Here is a 20,142-nt window from a genome sequence, read left to right on the forward strand (position 1 = left end):
ATGCACCGTACAAAAACCATTTTCCTAAATTTAATGCTGCCGATCTTTGCGGTCACCATCCTGCTATTGCTGTCAGCCTCCTTCACTTCATCCAGGATTTACATCCACCAGACCAAGCGGGCCGCTGTTTCCTCCAATCTGGAAATTTTAAGCCAGACTGCCACCAGCCTTAGTCTTGTCAATGACCATATTTCCGGCATTGCTGTGGAAATCCAGAACACCCCCTTGCTTGGGAGGGCTCTTTCCTCGGATCTTAATGATATCACAGCCGAGTGGGAGGCTCGCCAGAATCTGAGCCGGATCTTCTCCGGAATGCCAGCCGCCATGGTCGATTATGAGCTGGTTCTAGTGGGAGCAAATGGAATTGTCGTCGGTTCCGGAAACGGCGGCGTCACCTGCCCGTCTTCGGAACTGCTCACCCTTCCTGCGCTGCAGACCGCAATCCACACAGACCGCATCGCATATGAAGGAAGAAAAGAAGGTTTTACCTTTTTGACACAGCATATCCCTGTTATCTACGGATGCAGGCCACTGACCGGCTCTGACGGCTCGTTGTACGGCGCACTGTTCATCCTTATACCGGAACAGAGTCTGAGACAGTTCTATCAGAGCTTCAGCAGTCAGAGCACCAGTATTCTTCTTCTCTCCTCAGATGGTACGATTTTATCAAGTAATCTGACTGACGATATCGGAGAAAAAAACCAAAGCCTATTATTGTCTGCCAGGGAAAATCAGAAGCGGGACCGTGAGTACTCTGAGCTTTCTGGTAGTTGGATTGTTTTATCCCGTTATCTTCCATATTACGATGCATACATTGTCAGCCAGATTACTTCCTCCCTCCTGCTCAACGAGTTCTGGCCAAGGATCCAGTCCATTCTGGTGATCTGTACGGCCCTTCTGCTGCTCATGCTGCTTTCCTTTTTCATCATCCGGAAAAATCTGCTGCCTCTGCGCACTCTGGCAAATCATATGAAAGACGCAAAGGGGATTCCGGATCCTATTATTCTGTCTGACACCTCAGATACCACAGAGATCCAGGGAATCGCTTCGGCCTATAATCAGATGATTACTTCGCTGAACTCTTATGTCAAAGAGATAGATGAGGCACACGAACGGCGGCGACAGGACGAACTGAGTATCCTGCAGATGCAGATCAACCCACACTTTCTCTATAATACACTTGACAGTGTCAAACATATGGTAGAAATGAAAAATACTTCAGAAGCTTGCAGGACGATCGATTCTCTGATCTCCCTATTCCGAAGTACATTGAATAAAACAAACAAAAAAGTATCGGTCTCTGATGAATTGCAGAATATCCGGAACTATATTTCTATTATCTCACCCCGATACGGTGGACTGATCCAGGCCGATGCAGACGCTATGCCGGACTGTGCCAATCTGGAGATTCCGAATCTTCTTTTACAGCCACTTGTAGAAAATGCGTTTTTCCATGCGTTTCAACAGACGAAGAGCGGGAGCATTCATATTTTTATCTATCAGAACAAGGGGAAGCTTTACTGTGATATTACAGATACCGGCGACGGGATGTCAAAAGAGCAGGTGGCGATGCTTCTACATGCTTCTTCTACGTCCGGAACCGGCAACCGGATCGGCATTTCCAATGTCCGTGACCGACTGGCGATCCTCTATCCGGAAGAAAATGGCTTTGAGATTATCAGTGAACGGGGATATGGAACTCATATTATGCTCAGTTTCCCGGCAAGGAGGTGTAATAGCTGAACTCTCGGATTGCTATTACTACATCTGCAATCAGATTGTTTTTAACACAAGCAGTTGCCAATAACGGATTCCCATTTGAAATCAAGAGACCAGAATGAAATCCATATGCATTTATGGACGAAGAAATGTTATTACAGAAACTGGAAAAATCACGGGAAGACGCAGTATTGGGAAATTATAAGGATGCTGATACTGTTATTGTTATTGCGAAGATGAAGTGTGGTAAATCCCCACGAAAAAAGGAGCTTGCATTTGCAAACTCCCTTTTTCATTGTTCTCATTAGTCTTCTACAGTAATGATTTCTTTCTTGTTGTAGCTTCCGCAAGCTTTGCAAACTCTGTGAGGCATCATAAGTGCGCCGCATTTGCTGCATTTTACAAGATTCGGAGCGCTCATTTTCCAGTTTGCTCTTCTCTTGTCGCGTCTTGCTTTGGAAGTTTTATTCTTTGGACAAATTGACATCGGTTACACCTCCTTAAAATTCTTAAACAGATCGCGGATAACTGACATTCTTGGATCAAGACCCGTGTCTTCACAGTCACAGGTACCCTCGTTTAGGTTCTGACCACATACACTGCAAAGTCCTTTGCAGTCTTCCCTGCACAGGGTTTTCGTCGGCCATCCTATCAAAATCTCATAATAGAGTAATTTGTCGACGTCAAGATGATATCCGTCAATATAATCTGATGCTTCGTCTGTCTCCTCAGCCTCTCCACCGACAATGGCACGCTTCTCAAATGAAATCTCCATCGGAACTCTCACCGGACTGAGACAACGGTCACACGGAATCACCGCAGTCAGACTGCAATTTCCCGAGACAGCGATCTCTTTCCCTTTTACATGCTCCACATGAATCTGTACGTTGCTCCTCTCCTCCAAGGGATATGGACCTCCCGGCAGCTTCATCGTGTTAATTTCCAGTGGAACAGCCGCATCAATCGGACTGTGCTGGTCGGACAGTACGTCGGATAGGTTTAACAGCATATTCATTGCTCCTATTCATACCTTGACTATTATATCATGTCACATTTTTTTGTCAACAGTTTTTTATAAGGAAAGAGATTATACCAAAGCCTTTGTCTCGCGTGCGATCGCAAGCTCTTCATTTGTCGGAATGACATATACTTTGACTTTGGAATCCGGTGTGGAGATTTCTTCTTCTTTTCCACGAGCCTGCGCATTCTTCTCACTGTCGATCTTCACACCCAGGTAGCCGAGATATTCGCAGATTTCCTCTCTCATCTGAGTATCATTTTCGCCTACGCCAGCCGTAAATGTGATCGCATCCACGCCGTTCATTGCCGCTGTGTAGGAACCGATATATTTCGCCACACGGTATCTGTAAGCATCCAGTGCCATAATCGCACGTTCATTTCCCGCGTCAGCCGCCTCTCTTACATCGCGGAAGTCGGAAGATACCCCACTCATTCCAAGGACACCGGACTTCTTGTTCAGGATGTTAAGCATCTCATTTACATCGATATTCTCATGGTTGCAGATGAACTGCAGAACAGCCGGATCCAGGTCACCGCTTCTTGTCCCCATAATCAGACCTTCCAGAGGTGTCAGTCCCATGCTGGTATCGACACATTTTCCTCCAATGGATGCGGAGATGCTGGCACCGTTTCCAAGATGGCATACGATGACTTTCGCAGCGTCTTTTCCGATTTTCTTTAATGTCTCACCGGATACGAACATATGGCTTGTACCATGGAAGCCGTACCTTCTGATGCTGTATTTCTCATAATACTCATATGGGATCGCATACATTGCTGCTTTCTCCGGAATCTTCATACCAAACGCAGTGTCAAATACCGCTACATTCGGCTTTCCTGGCATTGCCGCTTCACATGCCTCAATTCCGATCAGGTTCGCCGGGTTGTGAAGAGGGCCAAGGTCAAAGCAGTCACGAATGACTTTCTTAACGTCTTCATTGATTAACGTCGCATCGCTGTAAACCGTTCCTGCATGAAGAACTCGATGTCCGATTGCCGTAATCTCCTCTGTGCTTTCAATTACGCCGTGTTCTTTATCCATCAGAGCGTCCAGTACAAGCTGCACGGCAACCTTATGATCGCCCATTGGTGTCTCGATCGCGTAATTCTCTTTTCCTGTTGGTTTGTGAGTGAGTTTGGACCCTTCAATTCCGATTCTTTCACAAAGTCCTTTTGCGAGAACGCTCTCATTTTCCATGTCGATGAGCTGATATTTTAATGAAGAGCTTCCACAGTTAATTACTAAAATTTTCATTTTCTTTCTTCCTTTCTACTTTGACTGGCACTGTACTGCCGTGATGGCAACAACACCTTCAATATCTTTTGCGCTGCATCCCCTGGAGAGGTCGTTGACCGGGGCTGCGATTCCCTGTGTCATCGGACCATAAGCTTCTGCCTTTGCCAGCCTCTGCACTAATTTGTAGCCGATGTTTCCCGCATCCAGGTCAGGGAAAATCAAAACATTGGCCTTTCCTGCTACCGGACTTTGCGGAGCCTTGGATGCCCCTACGGAAGGAACAATCGCAGCGTCTAACTGGAGCTCTCCGTCCAGCATCAGATCCGGCGCTTCCGCCTTTGCGATCTTGACTGCCTCTACAACTTTTGTCACATCGTCGTGCTTTGCGCTCCCCATGGAAGAATGAGAAAGCATTGCAACTCTCGGCTCTGCCCCTACAAGCTGCTTAAAACTCTCTGCGGAAGAAATCGCGATTGCTGCCAGCTCTTCCGGGCTCGGATTCTGGTTTAGACCGCAGTCGCCGAATACGAATGTACCATTCTCCCCCATCTCGCAATCCGGCACTACCATGATAAAAAATGCGGATACGAGCTTGGTGCCCGGTTTCGTCTTCAGGATCTGTAAACACGGACGCAAGGTATCGGCTGTAGAGTGGCAGGCACCGGAAACCATTCCATCCGCGTCCCCCATCTTCACCATCATCACGCCGTAGTACGGGTAGTTCGTCAGAAGAAGCTCTCTTGCCTGCTCCTCTGTCATACCCTTCTTCTGTCTTAATTCTACCAGCTTCGCGATATAGCTCTCCGTCTTCTCGCTCTTTGCGGGATCCACAATCTGTGCTCCGCTGATATCGAAATTCCCCTTATTTTTTGCGACTTCCTCTTCGCTTCCGATCAGAACAAGCTTTGCTGTCCCCTCTTTTAAAATGGCCTCAGCCGCCTCGTAAGTCCGGACGTCTTCTGTCTCCGGAAGTACGATGGTCTTGAGATCGGCTTTGGCTTTTGTCTTGATTTCATCAATAAATCCCATGATTTAATGACTCCTTTCCATTTTTTCTCAGATGCTATTATTATAACGTAAAGGGAAATTGTATACAAGAGATAATCTGTCTCTTTTTTGATACAATTCCCCTTTTCTATAACTCACAATCGAAACATCAGCGTTACAATCGCAAAATAAACAAGTATCGTACCCGTATCCAGAAGCGTCGAGATCAAAGGCGTCGCCATCAGTGCCGGGTCAAGCCCGATCCTCTTTGCAACAAGCGGAAGGACGCATCCCACCACCTTTGCCATACAGACAATCGCAATAATCGTGATACCGATCACAAACGCAAGCTTCATATCCTGATACATAACATAAATTCTGATCCCATTGGCAACAGACAGTACCACACCGACAATGAGCGCAATCCGGATCTCCTTAAAAATCACCCGAAAAAGATCCTTGAACCGGATCTCACCAACGGCCAGTCCCCGGATCATCAGGGTAGAGCTCTGGGAACCGCAATTCCCGCCGGTACCCATCAGCATTGGGATCAGGGTAATTAAAATCGGCATGGCCGACATTGCGTTTTCATAATAGGCAAGCAGAAGGCCGCTTACCGTAGCTGACAGCATCAGAAACAAAAGCCATGGGATTCTGGAAAGGGCATGTCGCCAGACGCTCGTTCCGAAGTAGGAATCATCGTTCGGGCTGACACCGGCCATCATGCTGATATCCTCCGTTGCCTCTTCCTGTAAAACGATCATAGCGTCGTCAACGGTAACGATACCGACCATACACATCTCATAGTCGACAATCGGAATTGCTACAAGTCCGTATTTGCGGATCATGGTAGCCACTTCTTCCTGGTCATCGTGGGTATGTGCATAAAGAATGTTGGTATCCATGATCTCCTCAATCGTTCTACTCTCGCTGGAAGTCAGGAGGTCCTTGATATCCACCCATCCGATGAGCTTCTTCTTCTCCGTCACATAACAGGTATAAATGGTTTCCCGGTTGATGCCAACCTGACGAATTTTGAGAATCGCCTCCTCTACCGTCATCTCTTTTCGGAAACTGACATAATCAATATTCATCACGCTTCCGGCGCTGTCTTCCGGATACTGTAACAGGGCGTTAATCTGCACCCTTGTCTCCTCATCTGTTGCCATCAGAAGTCTGTCTACCACATTAGCAGGCATCTCTTCCAGGACGTCCACCGTGTCATCCACGTACATCTCGTCCATGACCTCTTCCAGCTCGGAATCTGTCAAGGCATTAATCAGGAATTCTCTTGTTTCACTGCTCATATCCGTAAAAGTCTCCGCCGCCTCTTCCTTGCCGAGCAGACGGAAAATCAGTATCATCTGTCTTTCGTCTACCTCCTCCAGCAATTCCGCGATGTCAACGGGGTACATATTTCCCAGTTCTTCTTTTAATTCTTTAAACTTTCGTTCTTCCAAAAGTGCCAACAGCGCTTTCTGGTCCATGTGTATCCCCCTTTCGTTCCACCAGATTTTTTTGCAAGCGGATTCCTTTTATAGTATAATCACAATAAGGAGGATATTACAAGGACATTATGAAAATAGTTGGTTTAATTGCAGAATACAATCCTTTCCACAATGGGCACGAATATCATATACAAAAGGCAAAAGAAGTGACAGGAGCGGATACTGTCATTGTTGTGATGAGCGGTAATTTTGTACAGCGCGGCGCTCCTGCCATCATGCCAAAACACCTAAGAGCCAAAGTAGCTTTAAAATCCGGGGCTTCTCTCGTCCTGGAACTTCCGGTATGCTTTGCCACGGGAAGCGCGGAATATTTTGCCCAGGGCGCCGTGGCCCTTCTGGACAGTCTGGGCTGCGTGGACGCCCTGTGTTTCGGAAGCGAATGTGGAGATATTCAGCCACTCACCCGGATCGCTGAAGTGCTCTCCGATGAGCCTGAAGAATACCGGGCTCTCCTTCGTGCTTCGCTCAAAGAGGGGCTTCCCTTTCCATCTGCCAGAGAACGGGCTCTGCAGGATTATCTTCACGATCCTGCCCTGTCCCGGATTTTGGCAAGCCCGAACAATACACTGGGAGTGGAATACATCAAAGCACTGATCCGGCAGGAAAGCACAATCCGGCCTTATACCATTCTCCGGAAAGACTCCCGGTATCATGCTGATACCCTAGAACCGGCCGGGAATTTCAGCTCCGCTACCGCCATCCGCAGACTTCTCCTTTTTTCAGGAAGTTCTCTACGCACAGTGGAAGACACACCTTACGACGAGCCAAAGCTCTCCTCCATTTTGGCACGGCTGGAAGATCATGTGCCGCGGGAATGTGTCAACCTGCTGGAGAGGACTCATCTAACCCGCTACCCGATATACAGCAATGATTTTTCCCTGCTTATCAAATATCAGCTTATGCGGGAAAGCCGCGGAACGCTTACCCGATATGCGGATGTCTCCGAGGAGCTTGCCAATCGTATTATGAAGCATCTCAACAGCTATCAGAACTTTGACCAGTTCTGTGACCTGATAAAGACAAAAGAGGTGACCTACTCCCGGATCAGCCGTTGTCTGCTTCATATCATGCTCGGCATCCAGGCTTCTTTTCTGGATCGTGTAGCCGCCGACGGCTTTATCCATTATGCCCGGATGCTTGGCTTCGTCCAGAAGGAAAAGGAAATTCTTTCCTTTATCAAGAAGAATTCCCGGATTCCGCTGCTTCCAAAGCTCAGTGATATGGACTCCCTTTCCGAACATGGACAGCAGATGCTTCATCTGGATATTTTTGCGTCAAATCTGTACGAGTCGGTCATTAGCAATAAGTTTAAGACTCCGTTTTGCAACGAGTACAGCCACCCTCTCGTCATCGTATAAATACCGGATTCCCCTTCTCTTGGAAAAGATAAAAGAGCTCTTTACCGAACGAACATGAGGCCCGTCAGATCCTCCTGTCCGGTAAAGAGCTCTTTTTTACAACTGATACAGTTTCCTGTCAGTCTGTTTTCCTTTTACACTGTCAGCACTTTGGAGCACGCTACTGCCATTGCTCCCGGCCCAATATGACAGGCAACGCTAAGAGAAAGCGGATCCATATCCACCTCATATTCCGGGAAACGATCCTCGATCTCCTCTTTCCACTTCCGTGCCTCTTCCTCAGAGCAGGTATAAGCTGCTTCCAAATGAACCGGCTGCTTTCCGAAACGGTGCAGCATATCCTTCTCAATGGCGTCCAGCATCGTCTTCTTCGCCTGCTTCCATCCGCGAACTTTAGCGTAAGCGTCTAGCTTCTCGCCCTGAATCTGAAGCACCGGCTTTAAATTCAGAACTGTACCAATCGCCGCTGCCGCCGGCGTAATGCGTCCGCCTTTCTTTAAATACTTGAGCGTATCCACAGTAATATAAATACTGGATTCCAGTTTGACCTTTTCCAGAATCTCTTTGATCTCGGCCGCATTCTTTCCCGCGTCCCGAAGCTTCAGCGCGTCCAGCACCGACTGCCTCTGTGTCACGGAAATTCTCTGGTTGTTGACAACCTGTACTTTACCGTCATAGTCTGTAGACAGCATGATGGCCGTCTCACAGGAACTGCTCAGACCACTTGACATCGGAATGTAGACAACCTCATCATACTCTTCCAAATACTTGTCCCACATTCCCATCACGTCTCCGGGCGCCGGCTGGGATGTCTTAACGTCATGGTTTGCTTTCAAACGCTCATAAAACTCCTTCTGGGATAAGGTGATCTCTTCAAAATATTCTTCTCCGTCAATAAAAAACGGCATTGGAAGGATTCCTACTCCCAGTTCCTTCCCTGCTGCTTGTGTGATTCCACTGTTGCTGTCAGTTAAAACGGCAACACGACTCATATCATCCTCTCCTTTTCTTCCTAAACAGTGATAATTTCCGACCTGGTATCCCGTTTGGCTACCATGATCGGGATATCCTCTCCTTTATACGGATTGTTACCAAGAGTGACTTCCAGCTTCACAGTCTCATAAGCCAGCTCTGCGTAATTATTCTCTTTGCTCAAATGCCCAAGCATCACGCATTTTAGATCGTCGTGCAGAATATCGCACAGAAGTCTGCCTGATAACTCATTGGAAAGATGGCCCTGCTTTCCCATTACCCGCTGTTTTAAATAGTATGGATAAACTCCTACCTCCAGCATATGTATATCATGGTTTGCCTCTAAAAGGATGGCGTCCAGACCTTTCAGATTCTCCACAGTATAATCATCGTAGATTCCAAGATCCGTAGCTACGGCCGCTGATTTTTCACCATTTTCAAACCGATATCCGGTCGGTTCATTTGCGTCGTGGGAAATCCGAAACGGACATACTGTCAGCTCCTTTAAAGTAAAAGGCTCGTCTGCACGGATCTCGTGCAGAAGTCCCTCCGGCATCTTTCCAAGACTCCGGTAATCTTTGATTCCCTCGATGGTGCCCTTTGTAGCATAGATGGGGATCCCGTATTTTCTGCTGAATACACCCAGCCCTTGAATATGATCCGCATGCTCGTGGGTAATAAAAATACCATCCAGCTCATCCCCTTTGACGTCCAGATCTTTTAATCCCTCTTCGATCCGCTTCTTGCTGATCCCGGTATCCACCAGCACATGGGTATGCTCATCTCCCACATAAATACAGTTTCCGCTGCTTCCGCTGGCTATACTGCAAATTCTCATGTTCTTCTTCTCCTTCACGGTTTCTAGTACGATTCTAACGCTTTTTGGATCTGGATACAAGTCTCTTTGAAATCCTCTCCATTTTCTATGACCCTGTCACACGCTTTCAGAAACTGTGTTTCTGACTTCTGATTCTGCATAATTCCTTTGATCCGCTCATCCGAATATTCCCGGCTTTCCCTGAGACGCCTTCTCCGCACTGCCTCCGGGGTACGGATGTACCAGAGCTCATCACAGATTTCCTCATAATGATCTTCGAGCAGAAGCGCCGCTTCTATAATAAAAAGCTTCGTCCCGGCCCGTTGCTCTTCTTCCTGTTTTTTGCGGATCCATTCCTTGACTTTAGGGTGTACGATCCCATTCAGCCGTTTTAATTTCTCCACATCGGCAAAGACGATGCTGCCAAGCCGTTTCCGGTCGATGGTCTGATCGTCACACAAGATCTCCGGTCCGAATACTTTCAGAATCTCCTGATAGCAGCCCTCCCCCGGCCTTTGCAGTTCGTGGGCTACCTTGTCCGCCTCACAGACGGAGGCCTGATATGTTTCTCGTAAGAAGTCTAGGACCGTACTCTTCCCGGCCCCGACTCCTCCTGTAATTCCTATCGTTTTCATCTGACACCCATCTATAACCTATTTTGCCTCATACCAGTTGGAACCTACGCTCATGTCAGCAATCAGCGGGACTTTCAGACTGGCGGCATGCTCCATCTCTTCTTTGAGAATCGCTTTGACCTGCTCAACTTCCTCGTTCTTCGCCTCCACTAAAAGCTCATCGTGTACCTGGATAACGATTCTCGATTCCAGATTTTCCTCCTTGAGCCGTCTGTTGACCCGAATCATGGCGATCTTCATAATATCTGCCGCCGCTCCCTGGATCGGGGAATTCATCGCCACCCGTTCTCCGAAACTTCTCTGCATGAAATTGCTGGAAGAAAGCTCAGGAACTGGACGTCTGCGCCCGAACATCGTCGTCACATAGCCGTGTTCTTTGGCAAATGCCACCTCGCCGTCCAGATATTTTTTCACACCCGGATAAGTCTCAAAATAACGGTCGATATACTCTGCCGCCTCTTTTCTCGTAATACTTAAATCCTGGCTAAGTCCAAAGGAACTGATTCCGTAGACAATGCCGAAGTTGACTGCCTTGGCGTTTCTCCTCTGAAGATCCGTCACCTCCTCGAAAGGGGTGTGGAACACCTGGGACGCGGTCGTGCGGTGAATATCTTTTGCCTCCCGGTATGCCTGGATCAGCGCCTCGTCGTCTGAACAGTGTGCCAGAATCCGAAGTTCAATCTGAGAATAATCCGCATCCACAAATTGAAAACCCTCCTTAGGCACAAATACTTTCCGGATCTGCCGTCCCAACTCCATCCGGATCGGGATATTCTGGAGGTTCGGCTCGGTACTGCTGATTCGCCCCGTAGCTGTCACAGTCTGATGAAAGGTGCCGTAAATCCGATTGTCATCCTGAATAAAATGCGCCAGCCCGTCCGCGTAGGTAGATTTTAACTTTGCAATCTGACGGTATTCCAGAATCTTGGAAACGATCGGATAATCCGGCGCCAGCTTCTCCAGAATGTCCGCCGCCGTGGAATATCCGGTCTTAGTCTTCTTCCCATGCGGAAGCTGTAAATGCTCAAAGAGCACAACTCCAAGCTGTTTCGGGGAATTGATATTGAATTCCTCCCCCGCCAGCTCAAAAATCTCCGTTTCCAGCTTTTCAATCTGGACACCAAGCTCCTCTCCATAGGCTTTCAGCTCTCGGGCCTCCACTTTCACACCTGCCTGCTCCATATCAAACAAGGCAAAGACAAGCGGCATCTCAATTTCATCAAAAAGCGCCTCCATACCGCTCTCTTGCAGCTTCTCCCGGAGGATGGCCGCTCCCTGGTACATGGTGTACGCCTCATAACAACGCTTCTTCTCCTCAGAGAGTTTCCCGTCAATCGTCAGATCCAGATATTCTCTGGCGACATCATTCGGCTCATAAGAGCTTTTCAGCGGATTTAGCAGATATGCCGCCACATGAACGTCAAAGACATTCTCCGGTCTGCACACCCGGAAGTTTTTCATATCCTGCTTCACATCGAACATGGAAATTTCTGCCCTGCTCTCCGTAAGTGCGGAAATCTGCTTCAGCAGCGCTTCCGCTGTCAATGTGCCTCCTACCAAAATAGAGACGACCTCTTCCTTGCCGTCATGGGAAAAAGCGAATGCCGCGCCGGTAATTTCACTTCCCATGGAAAAGAGTGGAAGCATATTCTCCCTGTTTTTCTCCAGAGCGATACCCACTGTCTTTGCGGACGCGGCACGCCCCAGCACTGCCTGGGCCTCTGCCGGATCTGTCACCGTCCGGAATCTATCTTCAATGGCATTGGCCGGCGCCTGAATCTCAAACTTTCCGAGCAGATTTTTAAACTGAAGTCTCTGAAACCACTCGTACGCCTCTTTCGTAAAGAGATTCCCGATCCGTCCCTCCTCCACCTCATAAGGGAAATCCGCATGGACGTTGATGGTGGCCAGTTCTTTACTCATCCGCGCCATATCATAATGTTCCTTCAGGGCTTTGGACGCCCTTGGAGGCTTGATTTCCTCTACATGGGCATACGCATTTTCAATCGTTTGGTATTCCACAATGATTTTCGTCGCCGTCTTCTCTCCGATACTTGGCACCCCCGGAATATTGTCGGAAGTATCACCCATCAACGCTTTGACGTCAATAAATTCCTGCGGAGTCACCTGGTACTTCTCCTTGACGTCCGCCGCCAGATAGTCCTCTACTTCGGTCCTGCCGCCTTTCGTCTTGGGAATCCGGATCTTGACCTTCTTTGTAGCAAGCTGTAAGAGATCCCGGTCTCCGGAAAGGACAACCACATCCATCCCCGCCTCCTCACAGCGCCTCGAAAGCGTCCCGATCAGATCGTCCGCTTCCAGTCCCGCCTTCTCAATCAGACGGATACCCATGGCCTTTAAAACATCTTTCATCAGGGGAACCTGTTCACGCAGTTCCTCAGCCATCGGCTTTCTGGTGCCCTTATATTCTTCGTACATCTCATGCCGAAACGTCGGTGCGTGGACGTCAAACGCAACGGTCAAAAATTCCGGCTTTTCCTCATCCAGTATTTTAAAAAGAATATTCAAAAATCCATACACCGCATTGGTGTGAAGTCCTTCCGCATTCGTCAGGTCCGGAAGACCGTAAAACGCCCGGTTCAAAATACTGTGTCCGTCAATCAGAACGATTTTCTGATCCTGAAACTGTTTTTCACTCATCGCCAAACTCCGTTCTTTGTTAAAATACTTCTTTTATTTTACTTCGTTTTGTCCACTTTTACAACGCTAAAATATTCCAAGATGCTCAAAGAGGATTTTCAGACCGATCAGAATCAGGACAATTCCCCCAAAACACTCTGCTTTGTTTCTATACTTTGTTCCAAAAACCGTACCGATTTTCAGTCCTGCCGCCGAAATCGCAAACGTCAGGCAGCCGATAAACGCCGCTGCCGGAGCGATACTAACGTCCAGAAAAGCGAATGTTACACCAACTGCCAATGCATCGATGCTGGTGGCAACCGCAAGCGCCGTCATCTCTTTTACATCAAAACGGGCTCCCACACATTCTTCTTCTCCTCTGGACTCCCGGATCATATTTCCTCCGATGATAGCCAACAAAATAAACGCAATCCAGTGATCCACACTCTCGATGGCTCCCCGGAAATTGACTCCTACAAAGTAGCCTATCGTCGGCATCAGCGCCTGAAATCCTCCAAAATAAAGTCCTACGCACAACACGTATTTTGGCTTTGCCACACCTACGGACAGTCCTTTACAGATCGACACCGCAAAGGCATCCATGGCAAGACCCACTGCGATAAAGAACAGCTCTAAAAATCCCATTGTTCAGTTTCCTCCTGCTTCTTCTTTTCTTCCTTTGAATACGCACAACCTGTTTACAAAAGGGCAAAAAAAATCGAGTCCTACCCATATCATCGTCTGATACAGATAAGTCTCGCTGTTTCATACAAAGCCAGGATCTCTCCAATATGTTGACTTTGTCACACTGTAAAAGTGCCAACTACTCCCTTATGTTTCCATTTTTCTTTGTGCCGGCGTTTCCGCCAGATTGTATTATAACCGACATTGCCCGTTCTTTCAACTGTTTTTTGTAATCCTTTCTGATAACGCAGTTTCCTATAAAACGAGAAAAGCGGCTGGAGATTTTGTCCTCTCCATGCCGCATGCCTTGCCGCCATAGTATATTCTCTGGCATTAAGATGGTCTTTCCGGTGGTGATAGATGGATCCGGGATCAGCACCTGCTCATTCCCGATCCTCTTTAACGTGTGCTCTGATATACAATCTGCCCGTTTATCATCGTACAAAGTACTTTTGCATCTGTATCCAATCCCAGCCGTCCTTTCACCAGAATTAAATCTGCGTCTTTTCCCTCTGTAAGAGTGCCGATCCGCTCTTCCACTCCGAGAATCTTCGACGGATTCACCGTTACCATTCGAAGAGCCCGCATCCACGGTACCCCCTCCCGAACAGCCTCTCCGATGTGGTGATACAAAGACTCTTCGCTGAGAATCGGAGAATCCGTAATCAGCGCTACCGTAACCCCTCGCTCGTCCAATGTCTTTACCGCCTCAATATCTACCTTCCTTCGTTCTCCCACGCAGCGGTATGTCCCGATCGGCCCATAACAGATGTCGCACCCACTCTCTACAATCTCATCCATATAATCTGTGGCGCCCCATGCATGTTCCAGAGAAAAACGTACCCCAAAGGCCTTCGCCACTTCGATCGCTGTCAGCATATCATACTGAGTACAGTGGATCTTGCACGGGATCTCTCCACGAAGTGCCAAAAGCATCGCCTCCATATCCGGGTCATACTCCAAGGCTTCTCCTTTTTCTTTTGCTTCCTGATAGGCTTTTGCCTTTCCAAAGGTTTCCCAGAGCACCTTTGCCACGCCCATCCTCGTCATCGGAAGCTGGTTTCGATCCCCGTAGGTCCCTTTCGGATTCCCCCCAAGAGCAATCTTCACCGCACATGGCGCTTTGATAGACATGTCAAATACATTGTCACCATATGTTTTCAGGGCAAACGGCAGACCACAGAATACATTGCCGCTTCCCGGTGTCAGAAGCATGGTTGTAATGCCGTACTCATATGCCACCCGGAATTCTTTTGCCTTGGGGTTGACACCGTATCTGGCGTCCACGGACAAAGTGACAGGCCCCGTCATTTCGTTAGCGTCGTCGACCGAATTCTCACCGTTAAAATCAAAGAGTCCGATATGGGAATGTGCGTCAATCAGTCCCGGAAAGATGTTCATTCCGGACGCATCCACCACTTTCGTATCAGACGGCAGTGTTGCCGGACAAATCTCTTTTGCGATGCTTTTGATTTTTCCTTCTGCGACAAGCAGATCTCCCTGAAATGGTTCTGTTCCCTCTTCCATCGTATATAATGTCCCGTTTTGAATCAATATGTGTTCCATCAGAAGACCACCTCCCCGTTGATGATACTGTGTTTGACTCTGGCCGCATATGTTTTCACCGGATGTCCCGTATAGATAGAAAGATCGGCGTCCATTCCTTCCCGCAGCGCTCCAATTCTGTCTCCCACGCCAAGCATGGCGGCCGGATGTATCGTCATCATCTTTACCACTTCTTCTGCATCCACGCCGGCACGGAATACCTCAATGGCTGTCCAGAGGAACACTTCTCTTCCTTCGGAAGAGCCACTGCTGGAATTGGTAAAAGCTATCTTGTTTCCGTTTTCTGCCAATTCCTTTATTTTACCAAGATCCATTCCATGCTTTGCAATCCTGGATCCATCGTTTACATTGCCAAGGATTAGTCCCGTATGCTGACGCTTCATATCTTCTATGACATCTCCAAACTCATACCCGTCCACCAGGACGAATGGCACCTGCTTTTCTTCCATCAAATGATGTAGACCTGCGATCTCCCCGATCCGCTCTGCCGCCGCAAAGACTGGCATCTTTTTTTTGTCAAAGACGTCCTGGATCACCCGATCTCTCTCTTGATTTTCTGTACCTCCGCCGCTTTTTTCTGATTTTCGGATTGCCTCCTCAAGCATCCAGAACGATCCCATCCTTGTCATCGGCATCTTGTTTTGCTTCCCATAAACCGATTTGACCGACGCCGTAACGCTGCATTTTAATGCCGCTTTTTCTTTCACTATACGCCTGCTCATTTTCATAGGCGCAGTTTTCACCACCACAATCTGTCCGCCCATGATATTAGTATTCCCCGGAGCCAGTCCGACCGTGGTGATTCCGCTTTTATAAAATTCCTGTCCGTTTAGTTCGTCAGGATCTACGGAGTACTTGACATTCAGCTCTGGTGTGATAGGATCGGATTTTTCCTGGTTATCCAGACTTCTGGATGGAATTCCAAGCGCTCCAATCATCGAATGTGGATCGATAAATCCAGGAAATACCTCGCAGCCCGACGCATCGACCACCTCAGCCTCGGGACAATCAAGTCCCTGGCCAATCTTTTGGATCGTTGATCCTTTTGTTAAAATATCGCAGTCCTTCAGAATCGTGCCGTCCCCCACATGGACAACACCGTTCTTAATCAGGTACATCTGCTTTCCCTCCTTCTCTTTTGAAAAAGGCCAACCACCCGCTTGTGATTGGCCTTCTGATCTGTCTGTTCTCTACTTTTCAATCGATACCTGTGAAAAATCCACTGTTCCATTTGTCGTTACAAAATAGTTTTTCACATAGTTTTTCACATAGGTCGGTGATGCCTCCAGGTAAGTCGGCGCAATCAATGCATTTCCGACAACCAGATTTTCCGCCTCCAGATAAATCTCTGCCTTTTCTTTGTCGTCTACGATATTTTTAGCTTTTTCAAGCAGTTCTTTATACTGTTTGGACTCTTCATTTGTCCATCCTGTTTTTGCAGAGTTGAAATAACCATTATCTGGATCAAAAAGCTGAAGAAATGCACTCGGCTCATTGTAATACGGTCCCCATCCGCCTTGGGCAATATCGTAATCCCCTGCATCAATCTTGTCCCACATAATGTTCCATTCCATCATATCAATCTGTACATTGATACCAAGATTTTCTTCCCATGTCTGCTTCATCCACTCCCCGATTTTCTTAGACAGTTCATCTGTTCCACGGCTTGCATAGCGAATCGTTACCTGAGACGGGTCTGTGCTTTTTCCAAGCTCTTGCAATCCCTCCTGGAGAAGCACCTTCGGATCCGGATACTGCTCCTGCATCTCGGAAACAAAATGGTTCTTTCCATCTACCAGCTCCGTATATGTCTTTTCCCCTACTTTCATTGTATCCGGCATCAGAGAATAGATCGGTTCAGATTTTCCATCACGCAGAGCATCCACCATCTCCTGTCTGTCAAAAGCAATGGAAAGCGCCTGACGGATTTTTGTATTACTCAGGTATTCATTTTTCAGGTTGAACATGAAAAATTCCGGTGCGTTTGTCGGAACTGTGATCTCTTCGGAATCGCCTGCCGCTGAAATTGTCTTGCCCCAGTTCGTATCAGAGGTGCTCACTACATCCAGTTCACCATTAATAAATGCCTGGACAGCGGTGGAAGGATCCTGAATAATCCGAAGATTGACTTTTTGAAGCTTCATATCGTCTTTTCCCCAGTACTGATCATTCTGCTCCAGATTCATTTCCGTGTTCTGATTCCAACTTGTCACTTTCAGAGGTCCATTGTAGACAGTTTTGTCCGGAGCTGTGCCGTAATCGGAACCGAACTCTTCATACTTTGCCTCATTGACCGGATAAACGGAACCCGCTACCAGCTCCAGGAAATAGGAAGCCGGATGCACCAGTTGGATTTCCAGTGTATTCTCATCTGTCGCTGCGACGCCGATTTCGTCCGGCGTCTTTCCGTTATTATACAACGCCTCAGAGAAATTCTCAATAACCCCATCAAACAGCCATGCATTTGTCGCGGCCGTATTCGGATCGGCCATCTTCTTGAACGTAAACTCAAAATCGTTTGCCGTCACCTTCGATCCATCGCTCCACTTCGCGTCCGGATTCATATGAAAGGTGTACGTCAGCCCGTCCTCACTCACGTCCCAGCTTTCAGCGGCTGCCGGCACGATCTCATCCGTATTGTCCTTTGCCGAACGATCCCGTACAAGCGGATCATAAATCATATTGTGCGCTTTATTGTCCGGTCCCGTTGTGTTGACCAGCGGATTTAAGCCGACTACCACACTGTTAGTAGAAATATTCAGCACCTGCTCGGCAGATCCACCACCTCCGCCGCCTGATTTTTCTTCGCCCCCGCACCCCGCAAGAAGCCCTGCTGTCATGGCAGCAGCAAGAAGTCCCGCCAGCACTTTTTTCCTCAGTTTCATAATATTCCTCCTTTATTGAAAAATTTTATTATCCTAAATCCGTACAGCTTCGGATTTGGAATCATAAACTTGCGCTTCTAATGCTCGTCACATAAGATCTCCTCTCTTATCAGATCTCCTTTACCCGGTGGCAGGCCACATAATGTCCTTCTTCCATCTCCTCCAGTTTCGGCGTCTCGCTGCGGCAAAGTTCCGTCGCATATTTACACCGTGCCGCAAACCGGCATCCCGGCTTTGGATTCACCGGACTTGGGATCTCACCTTCGATGGGAATCCTTGTTTTCTTCTTCTCTTCTTTCGGATCTGGGATCGGGATGGCCGACATCAGAGCCTTTGTATAAGGATGCAGAGGCTTGCTATACAGCTCATCACTGGACGCGAATTCCACCATGTTTCCAAGATACATCACTCCCACCCGGTCTGAGATATGTTTGACCATGGAAAGGTCATGGGCAATAAAGAGGTAGGTCAGATTCCTTTTCTTTTGCAGCTCGATCAGCAGATTCACAATCTGTGCCTGGATCGATACATCCAAAGCGGAAATCGGCTCGTCACAGACAATGAATTCCGGTTCAATGGCGAGCGCTCTTGCAATTCCGATCCTCTGCCTTTGACCTCCCGAAAATTCGTGCGGGAAACGTAGGGCATGTTCCCTGTTCAAGCCCACCAGTTCCAGCAGTTCGTAGATTTTCTCCTGCCGCTCTTTCCCTGTATACAGCTTATGGATATCAATTCCTTCCCCAATAATATCCCCCACTGTCATTCTTGGATTCAGCGAAGAATACGGATCCTGGAAAATAATCTGCGCTCTTTTTGTGAATTCCTTTTTCTCTTTTTTATGAAGACTATGAATCTCGACTCCGTCAAAAATCACTTCTCCCCCGGTTGCGTCATAAAGTCCCATCACGGTTTTGCCGCATGTCGTCTTCCCACAGCCGGACTCCCCGACAAGTCCCAGCGTCTCGCCTTTGTAAATCTTGAAGCTGACCCCGTCCACGGCTTTTAATACCTGATGGCGTCCTACCTGAAAATATTTCCTTAAGTCTTTGACTTCAATCAGAACCTCTTTCTCATTCATTACTGATTCCCCCTTCTGACCATATTTTCCGGAAGTCCGCTGACATCCGCCTTTGGATGATGAAGCCAGCAGGAACATTTCTGAGAATGACTGAATTTCGTCTCCTCAGGATACTGCATCCTACAGATTTTCATGCCATATTCGCAACGTGGTGCAAAAGAGCATCCTTTTGGAGGATTGATCAGATCCGGAGGGGTCCCCTTCAGAGAATACAAAGTTTCTTTATTATTCGTATGAATTTTCGGAACAGAATTCAAAAGCGCCCTTGTATATGGATGAGTAAAGTGGTAGAAAATTTCGTCCACCGTACCCCTTTCCACAATCTTGCCCGCATACATAACCTGAATATAATCTGCCACACTAGCCACTACGCCAAGATCATGTGTTACAAGAATGACTGCCATATCTAATTCTTTCTGAAGACTTCCGATCAGCTCCATAATCTGTGCCTGGATAGTAACATCCAGCGCTGTCGTAGGCTCATCCGCAATCAGAATTTCCGGCTTACATGCAAGAGCAACCGCAATCATGGCTCTTTGCCTCATTCCTCCGGAAAACTCAAACGGATACTGTCTCATTCTCTTTGGTGCATTCGGAATCTTTACCAACTCCAACATTCTCTCTGCCTCTTTCATGGCATGCTCCTTTGATGTCTGAGTATGGATCAAAATACTTTCCGCAATCTGCTCCCCGATTCTCATTGTTGGATTCAACGATGTCATCGGATCCTGAAAAATCATAGAAATTTTACTTCCCCTGATCTCTGTCATCTGATTTTCCGTATAGTCCAGCAGATTGTCTCCCTGAAAGAGAATCTGTGCTCCATTACTTTTATCAATCATGGTATTCTGAGCAGGCAAAAGCCCCATAATCGCTTTGGACGTGACAGTCTTTCCGCATCCGGATTCCCCTACAATCGCAAGTGTCTCTCCCTTTCTCAGACTGAAATCCACTCCTCTTACTGCATGTGATATCCCGGCATAGGTTTTAAAGGAAACATGCAAATTTTTTACTTCCAATATATTTTCACTCATCA

General features: G+C 47.7%; 17 protein-coding genes. 2 read left to right on the forward strand and 15 right to left on the reverse strand.

Translation table 11 applies throughout. The features are described 5' to 3' along the window. Positions 1 to 1,743: a cache domain-containing sensor histidine kinase gene (locus AOA56_RS04800; protein WP_024732413.1), complete on the forward strand. Its 1,743-nt coding sequence runs from the start codon at positions 1 to 3 to the stop codon at positions 1,741 to 1,743. 280 nt (positions 1,744 to 2,023) lie between these two features. On the opposite strand, the gene rpmF is transcribed toward AOA56_RS04800, so the two are convergent. The 5 genes from rpmF to mgtE form a co-directional block, all read right to left on the reverse strand. Continuing rightward, positions 2,024 to 2,206 (reverse strand): 50S ribosomal protein L32, encoded by a 183-nt coding sequence (rpmF, locus tag AOA56_RS04805; RefSeq protein WP_024732412.1) that lies wholly within the window; start codon positions 2,204 to 2,206, stop codon positions 2,024 to 2,026. A 3-nt stretch (positions 2,207 to 2,209) separates the two neighbouring features. Beyond that, the gene (locus tag AOA56_RS04810) at positions 2,210 to 2,728 is read right to left on the reverse strand and encodes a YceD family protein (protein WP_024732411.1); all 519 of its coding nucleotides are present in this window, start codon (positions 2,726 to 2,728) and stop codon (positions 2,210 to 2,212) included. 78 nt (positions 2,729 to 2,806) lie between these two features. Further along, positions 2,807 to 3,994: an acetate kinase gene (locus AOA56_RS04815; RefSeq protein ID WP_024732410.1), complete on the reverse strand. Its 1,188-nt coding sequence runs from the start codon at positions 3,992 to 3,994 to the stop codon at positions 2,807 to 2,809. Between the two features lie 15 nt (positions 3,995 to 4,009). Further along, on the reverse strand, positions 4,010 to 5,005 hold the full coding sequence (gene pta / locus AOA56_RS04820) for a phosphate acetyltransferase (RefSeq protein WP_024732409.1): 996 nt from the start codon (positions 5,003 to 5,005) through the stop codon (positions 4,010 to 4,012). Between the two features lie 113 nt (positions 5,006 to 5,118). Next, positions 5,119 to 6,450 (reverse strand): magnesium transporter, encoded by a 1,332-nt coding sequence (mgtE, locus tag AOA56_RS04825; protein WP_024732408.1) that lies wholly within the window; start codon positions 6,448 to 6,450, stop codon positions 5,119 to 5,121. Between the two features lie 89 nt (positions 6,451 to 6,539). On the opposite strand from mgtE, the gene AOA56_RS04830 reads away from it, so the two are divergent. Continuing rightward, positions 6,540 to 7,829 (forward strand): nucleotidyltransferase, encoded by a 1,290-nt coding sequence (locus AOA56_RS04830; protein WP_053769065.1) that lies wholly within the window; start codon positions 6,540 to 6,542, stop codon positions 7,827 to 7,829. Between the two features lie 134 nt (positions 7,830 to 7,963). On the opposite strand, the gene AOA56_RS04835 is transcribed toward AOA56_RS04830, so the two are convergent. The 10 genes from AOA56_RS04835 to AOA56_RS04885 form a co-directional block, all read right to left on the reverse strand. Further along, positions 7,964 to 8,821, reverse strand: a complete 858-nt coding sequence (locus tag AOA56_RS04835) for a DegV family protein (protein WP_053769066.1) — start codon at positions 8,819 to 8,821, stop codon at positions 7,964 to 7,966. Between the two features lie 20 nt (positions 8,822 to 8,841). Then, the gene (locus AOA56_RS04840; protein ID WP_024732405.1) at positions 8,842 to 9,639 is read right to left on the reverse strand and encodes an MBL fold metallo-hydrolase; all 798 of its coding nucleotides are present in this window, start codon (positions 9,637 to 9,639) and stop codon (positions 8,842 to 8,844) included. Between the two features lie 23 nt (positions 9,640 to 9,662). Then, positions 9,663 to 10,253, reverse strand: a complete 591-nt coding sequence (coaE, locus tag AOA56_RS04845) for a dephospho-CoA kinase (protein ID WP_053769067.1) — start codon at positions 10,251 to 10,253, stop codon at positions 9,663 to 9,665. Positions 10,254 to 10,271: 18 nt separating this feature from the next. Further along, on the reverse strand, positions 10,272 to 12,914 hold the full coding sequence (gene polA, locus AOA56_RS04850) for a DNA polymerase I (protein ID WP_053769068.1): 2,643 nt from the start codon (positions 12,912 to 12,914) through the stop codon (positions 10,272 to 10,274). Between the two features lie 66 nt (positions 12,915 to 12,980). Next, positions 12,981 to 13,538: a manganese efflux pump MntP gene (locus tag AOA56_RS04855; RefSeq protein ID WP_024732402.1), complete on the reverse strand. Its 558-nt coding sequence runs from the start codon at positions 13,536 to 13,538 to the stop codon at positions 12,981 to 12,983. Between the two features lie 438 nt (positions 13,539 to 13,976). After that, on the reverse strand, positions 13,977 to 15,143 hold the full coding sequence (locus tag AOA56_RS04865; protein ID WP_053769070.1) for an amidohydrolase family protein: 1,167 nt from the start codon (positions 15,141 to 15,143) through the stop codon (positions 13,977 to 13,979). Next, positions 15,143 to 16,261 (reverse strand): amidohydrolase family protein, encoded by a 1,119-nt coding sequence (locus AOA56_RS04870; protein WP_024732400.1) that lies wholly within the window; start codon positions 16,259 to 16,261, stop codon positions 15,143 to 15,145. Before AOA56_RS04870 ends, AOA56_RS04865 begins: the two co-directional genes overlap by 1 nt. Positions 16,262 to 16,333: 72 nt before the next feature. After that, positions 16,334 to 18,028 (reverse strand): peptide ABC transporter substrate-binding protein, encoded by a 1,695-nt coding sequence (locus tag AOA56_RS04875; RefSeq protein ID WP_053769071.1) that lies wholly within the window; start codon positions 18,026 to 18,028, stop codon positions 16,334 to 16,336. A 109-nt stretch (positions 18,029 to 18,137) separates the two neighbouring features. Then, a complete protein-coding gene (locus AOA56_RS04880) occupies positions 18,138 to 19,106 on the reverse strand; it encodes an ABC transporter ATP-binding protein (protein WP_024732397.1) in 969 nt (322 codons plus the stop codon). Beyond that, a complete protein-coding gene (locus tag AOA56_RS04885; RefSeq protein WP_024732396.1) occupies positions 19,106 to 20,140 on the reverse strand; it encodes an ABC transporter ATP-binding protein in 1,035 nt (344 codons plus the stop codon). The genes AOA56_RS04880 and AOA56_RS04885 overlap by 1 nt, the downstream gene beginning before the upstream one ends. Between the last annotated feature and the right edge of the window lie 2 nt (positions 20,141 to 20,142).

Source organism: Sellimonas intestinalis (assembly GCF_001280875.1).
GTDB lineage: Bacteria > Bacillota > Clostridia > Lachnospirales > Lachnospiraceae > Sellimonas > Sellimonas intestinalis.

What these genes read in the sequence shown, in the direction of transcription:
- AOA56_RS04800 (WP_024732413.1), top strand. Translation starts at nt 1, where the DNA reads ATGCACCGTACAAAAACCATTTTCCTAAATTTAATGCTGCCGATCTTT.
- rpmF (WP_024732412.1), bottom strand. Translation starts at nt 2,206, where the DNA reads ATGTCAATTTGTCCAAAGAATAAAACTTCCAAAGCAAGACGCGACAAG.
- AOA56_RS04810 (WP_024732411.1), bottom strand. Translation starts at nt 2,728, where the DNA reads ATGCTGTTAAACCTATCCGACGTACTGTCCGACCAGCACAGTCCGATT.
- AOA56_RS04815 (WP_024732410.1), bottom strand. Translation starts at nt 3,994, where the DNA reads ATGAAAATTTTAGTAATTAACTGTGGAAGCTCTTCATTAAAATATCAG.
- pta (WP_024732409.1), bottom strand. Translation starts at nt 5,005, where the DNA reads ATGGGATTTATTGATGAAATCAAGACAAAAGCCAAAGCCGATCTCAAG.
- mgtE (WP_024732408.1), bottom strand. Translation starts at nt 6,450, where the DNA reads ATGGACCAGAAAGCGCTGTTGGCACTTTTGGAAGAACGAAAGTTTAAA.
- AOA56_RS04830 (WP_053769065.1), top strand. Translation starts at nt 6,540, where the DNA reads ATGAAAATAGTTGGTTTAATTGCAGAATACAATCCTTTCCACAATGGG.
- AOA56_RS04835 (WP_053769066.1), bottom strand. Translation starts at nt 8,821, where the DNA reads ATGAGTCGTGTTGCCGTTTTAACTGACAGCAACAGTGGAATCACACAA.
- AOA56_RS04840 (WP_024732405.1), bottom strand. Translation starts at nt 9,639, where the DNA reads ATGAGAATTTGCAGTATAGCCAGCGGAAGCAGCGGAAACTGTATTTAT.
- coaE (WP_053769067.1), bottom strand. Translation starts at nt 10,253, where the DNA reads ATGAAAACGATAGGAATTACAGGAGGAGTCGGGGCCGGGAAGAGTACG.
- polA (WP_053769068.1), bottom strand. Translation starts at nt 12,914, where the DNA reads ATGAGTGAAAAACAGTTTCAGGATCAGAAAATCGTTCTGATTGACGGA.
- AOA56_RS04855 (WP_024732402.1), bottom strand. Translation starts at nt 13,538, where the DNA reads ATGGGATTTTTAGAGCTGTTCTTTATCGCAGTGGGTCTTGCCATGGAT.
- AOA56_RS04865 (WP_053769070.1), bottom strand. Translation starts at nt 15,143, where the DNA reads ATGGAACACATATTGATTCAAAACGGGACATTATATACGATGGAAGAG.
- AOA56_RS04870 (WP_024732400.1), bottom strand. Translation starts at nt 16,261, where the DNA reads ATGTACCTGATTAAGAACGGTGTTGTCCATGTGGGGGACGGCACGATT.
- AOA56_RS04875 (WP_053769071.1), bottom strand. Translation starts at nt 18,028, where the DNA reads ATGAAACTGAGGAAAAAAGTGCTGGCGGGACTTCTTGCTGCTGCCATG.
- AOA56_RS04880 (WP_024732397.1), bottom strand. Translation starts at nt 19,106, where the DNA reads ATGAATGAGAAAGAGGTTCTGATTGAAGTCAAAGACTTAAGGAAATAT.
- AOA56_RS04885 (WP_024732396.1), bottom strand. Translation starts at nt 20,140, where the DNA reads ATGAGTGAAAATATATTGGAAGTAAAAAATTTGCATGTTTCCTTTAAA.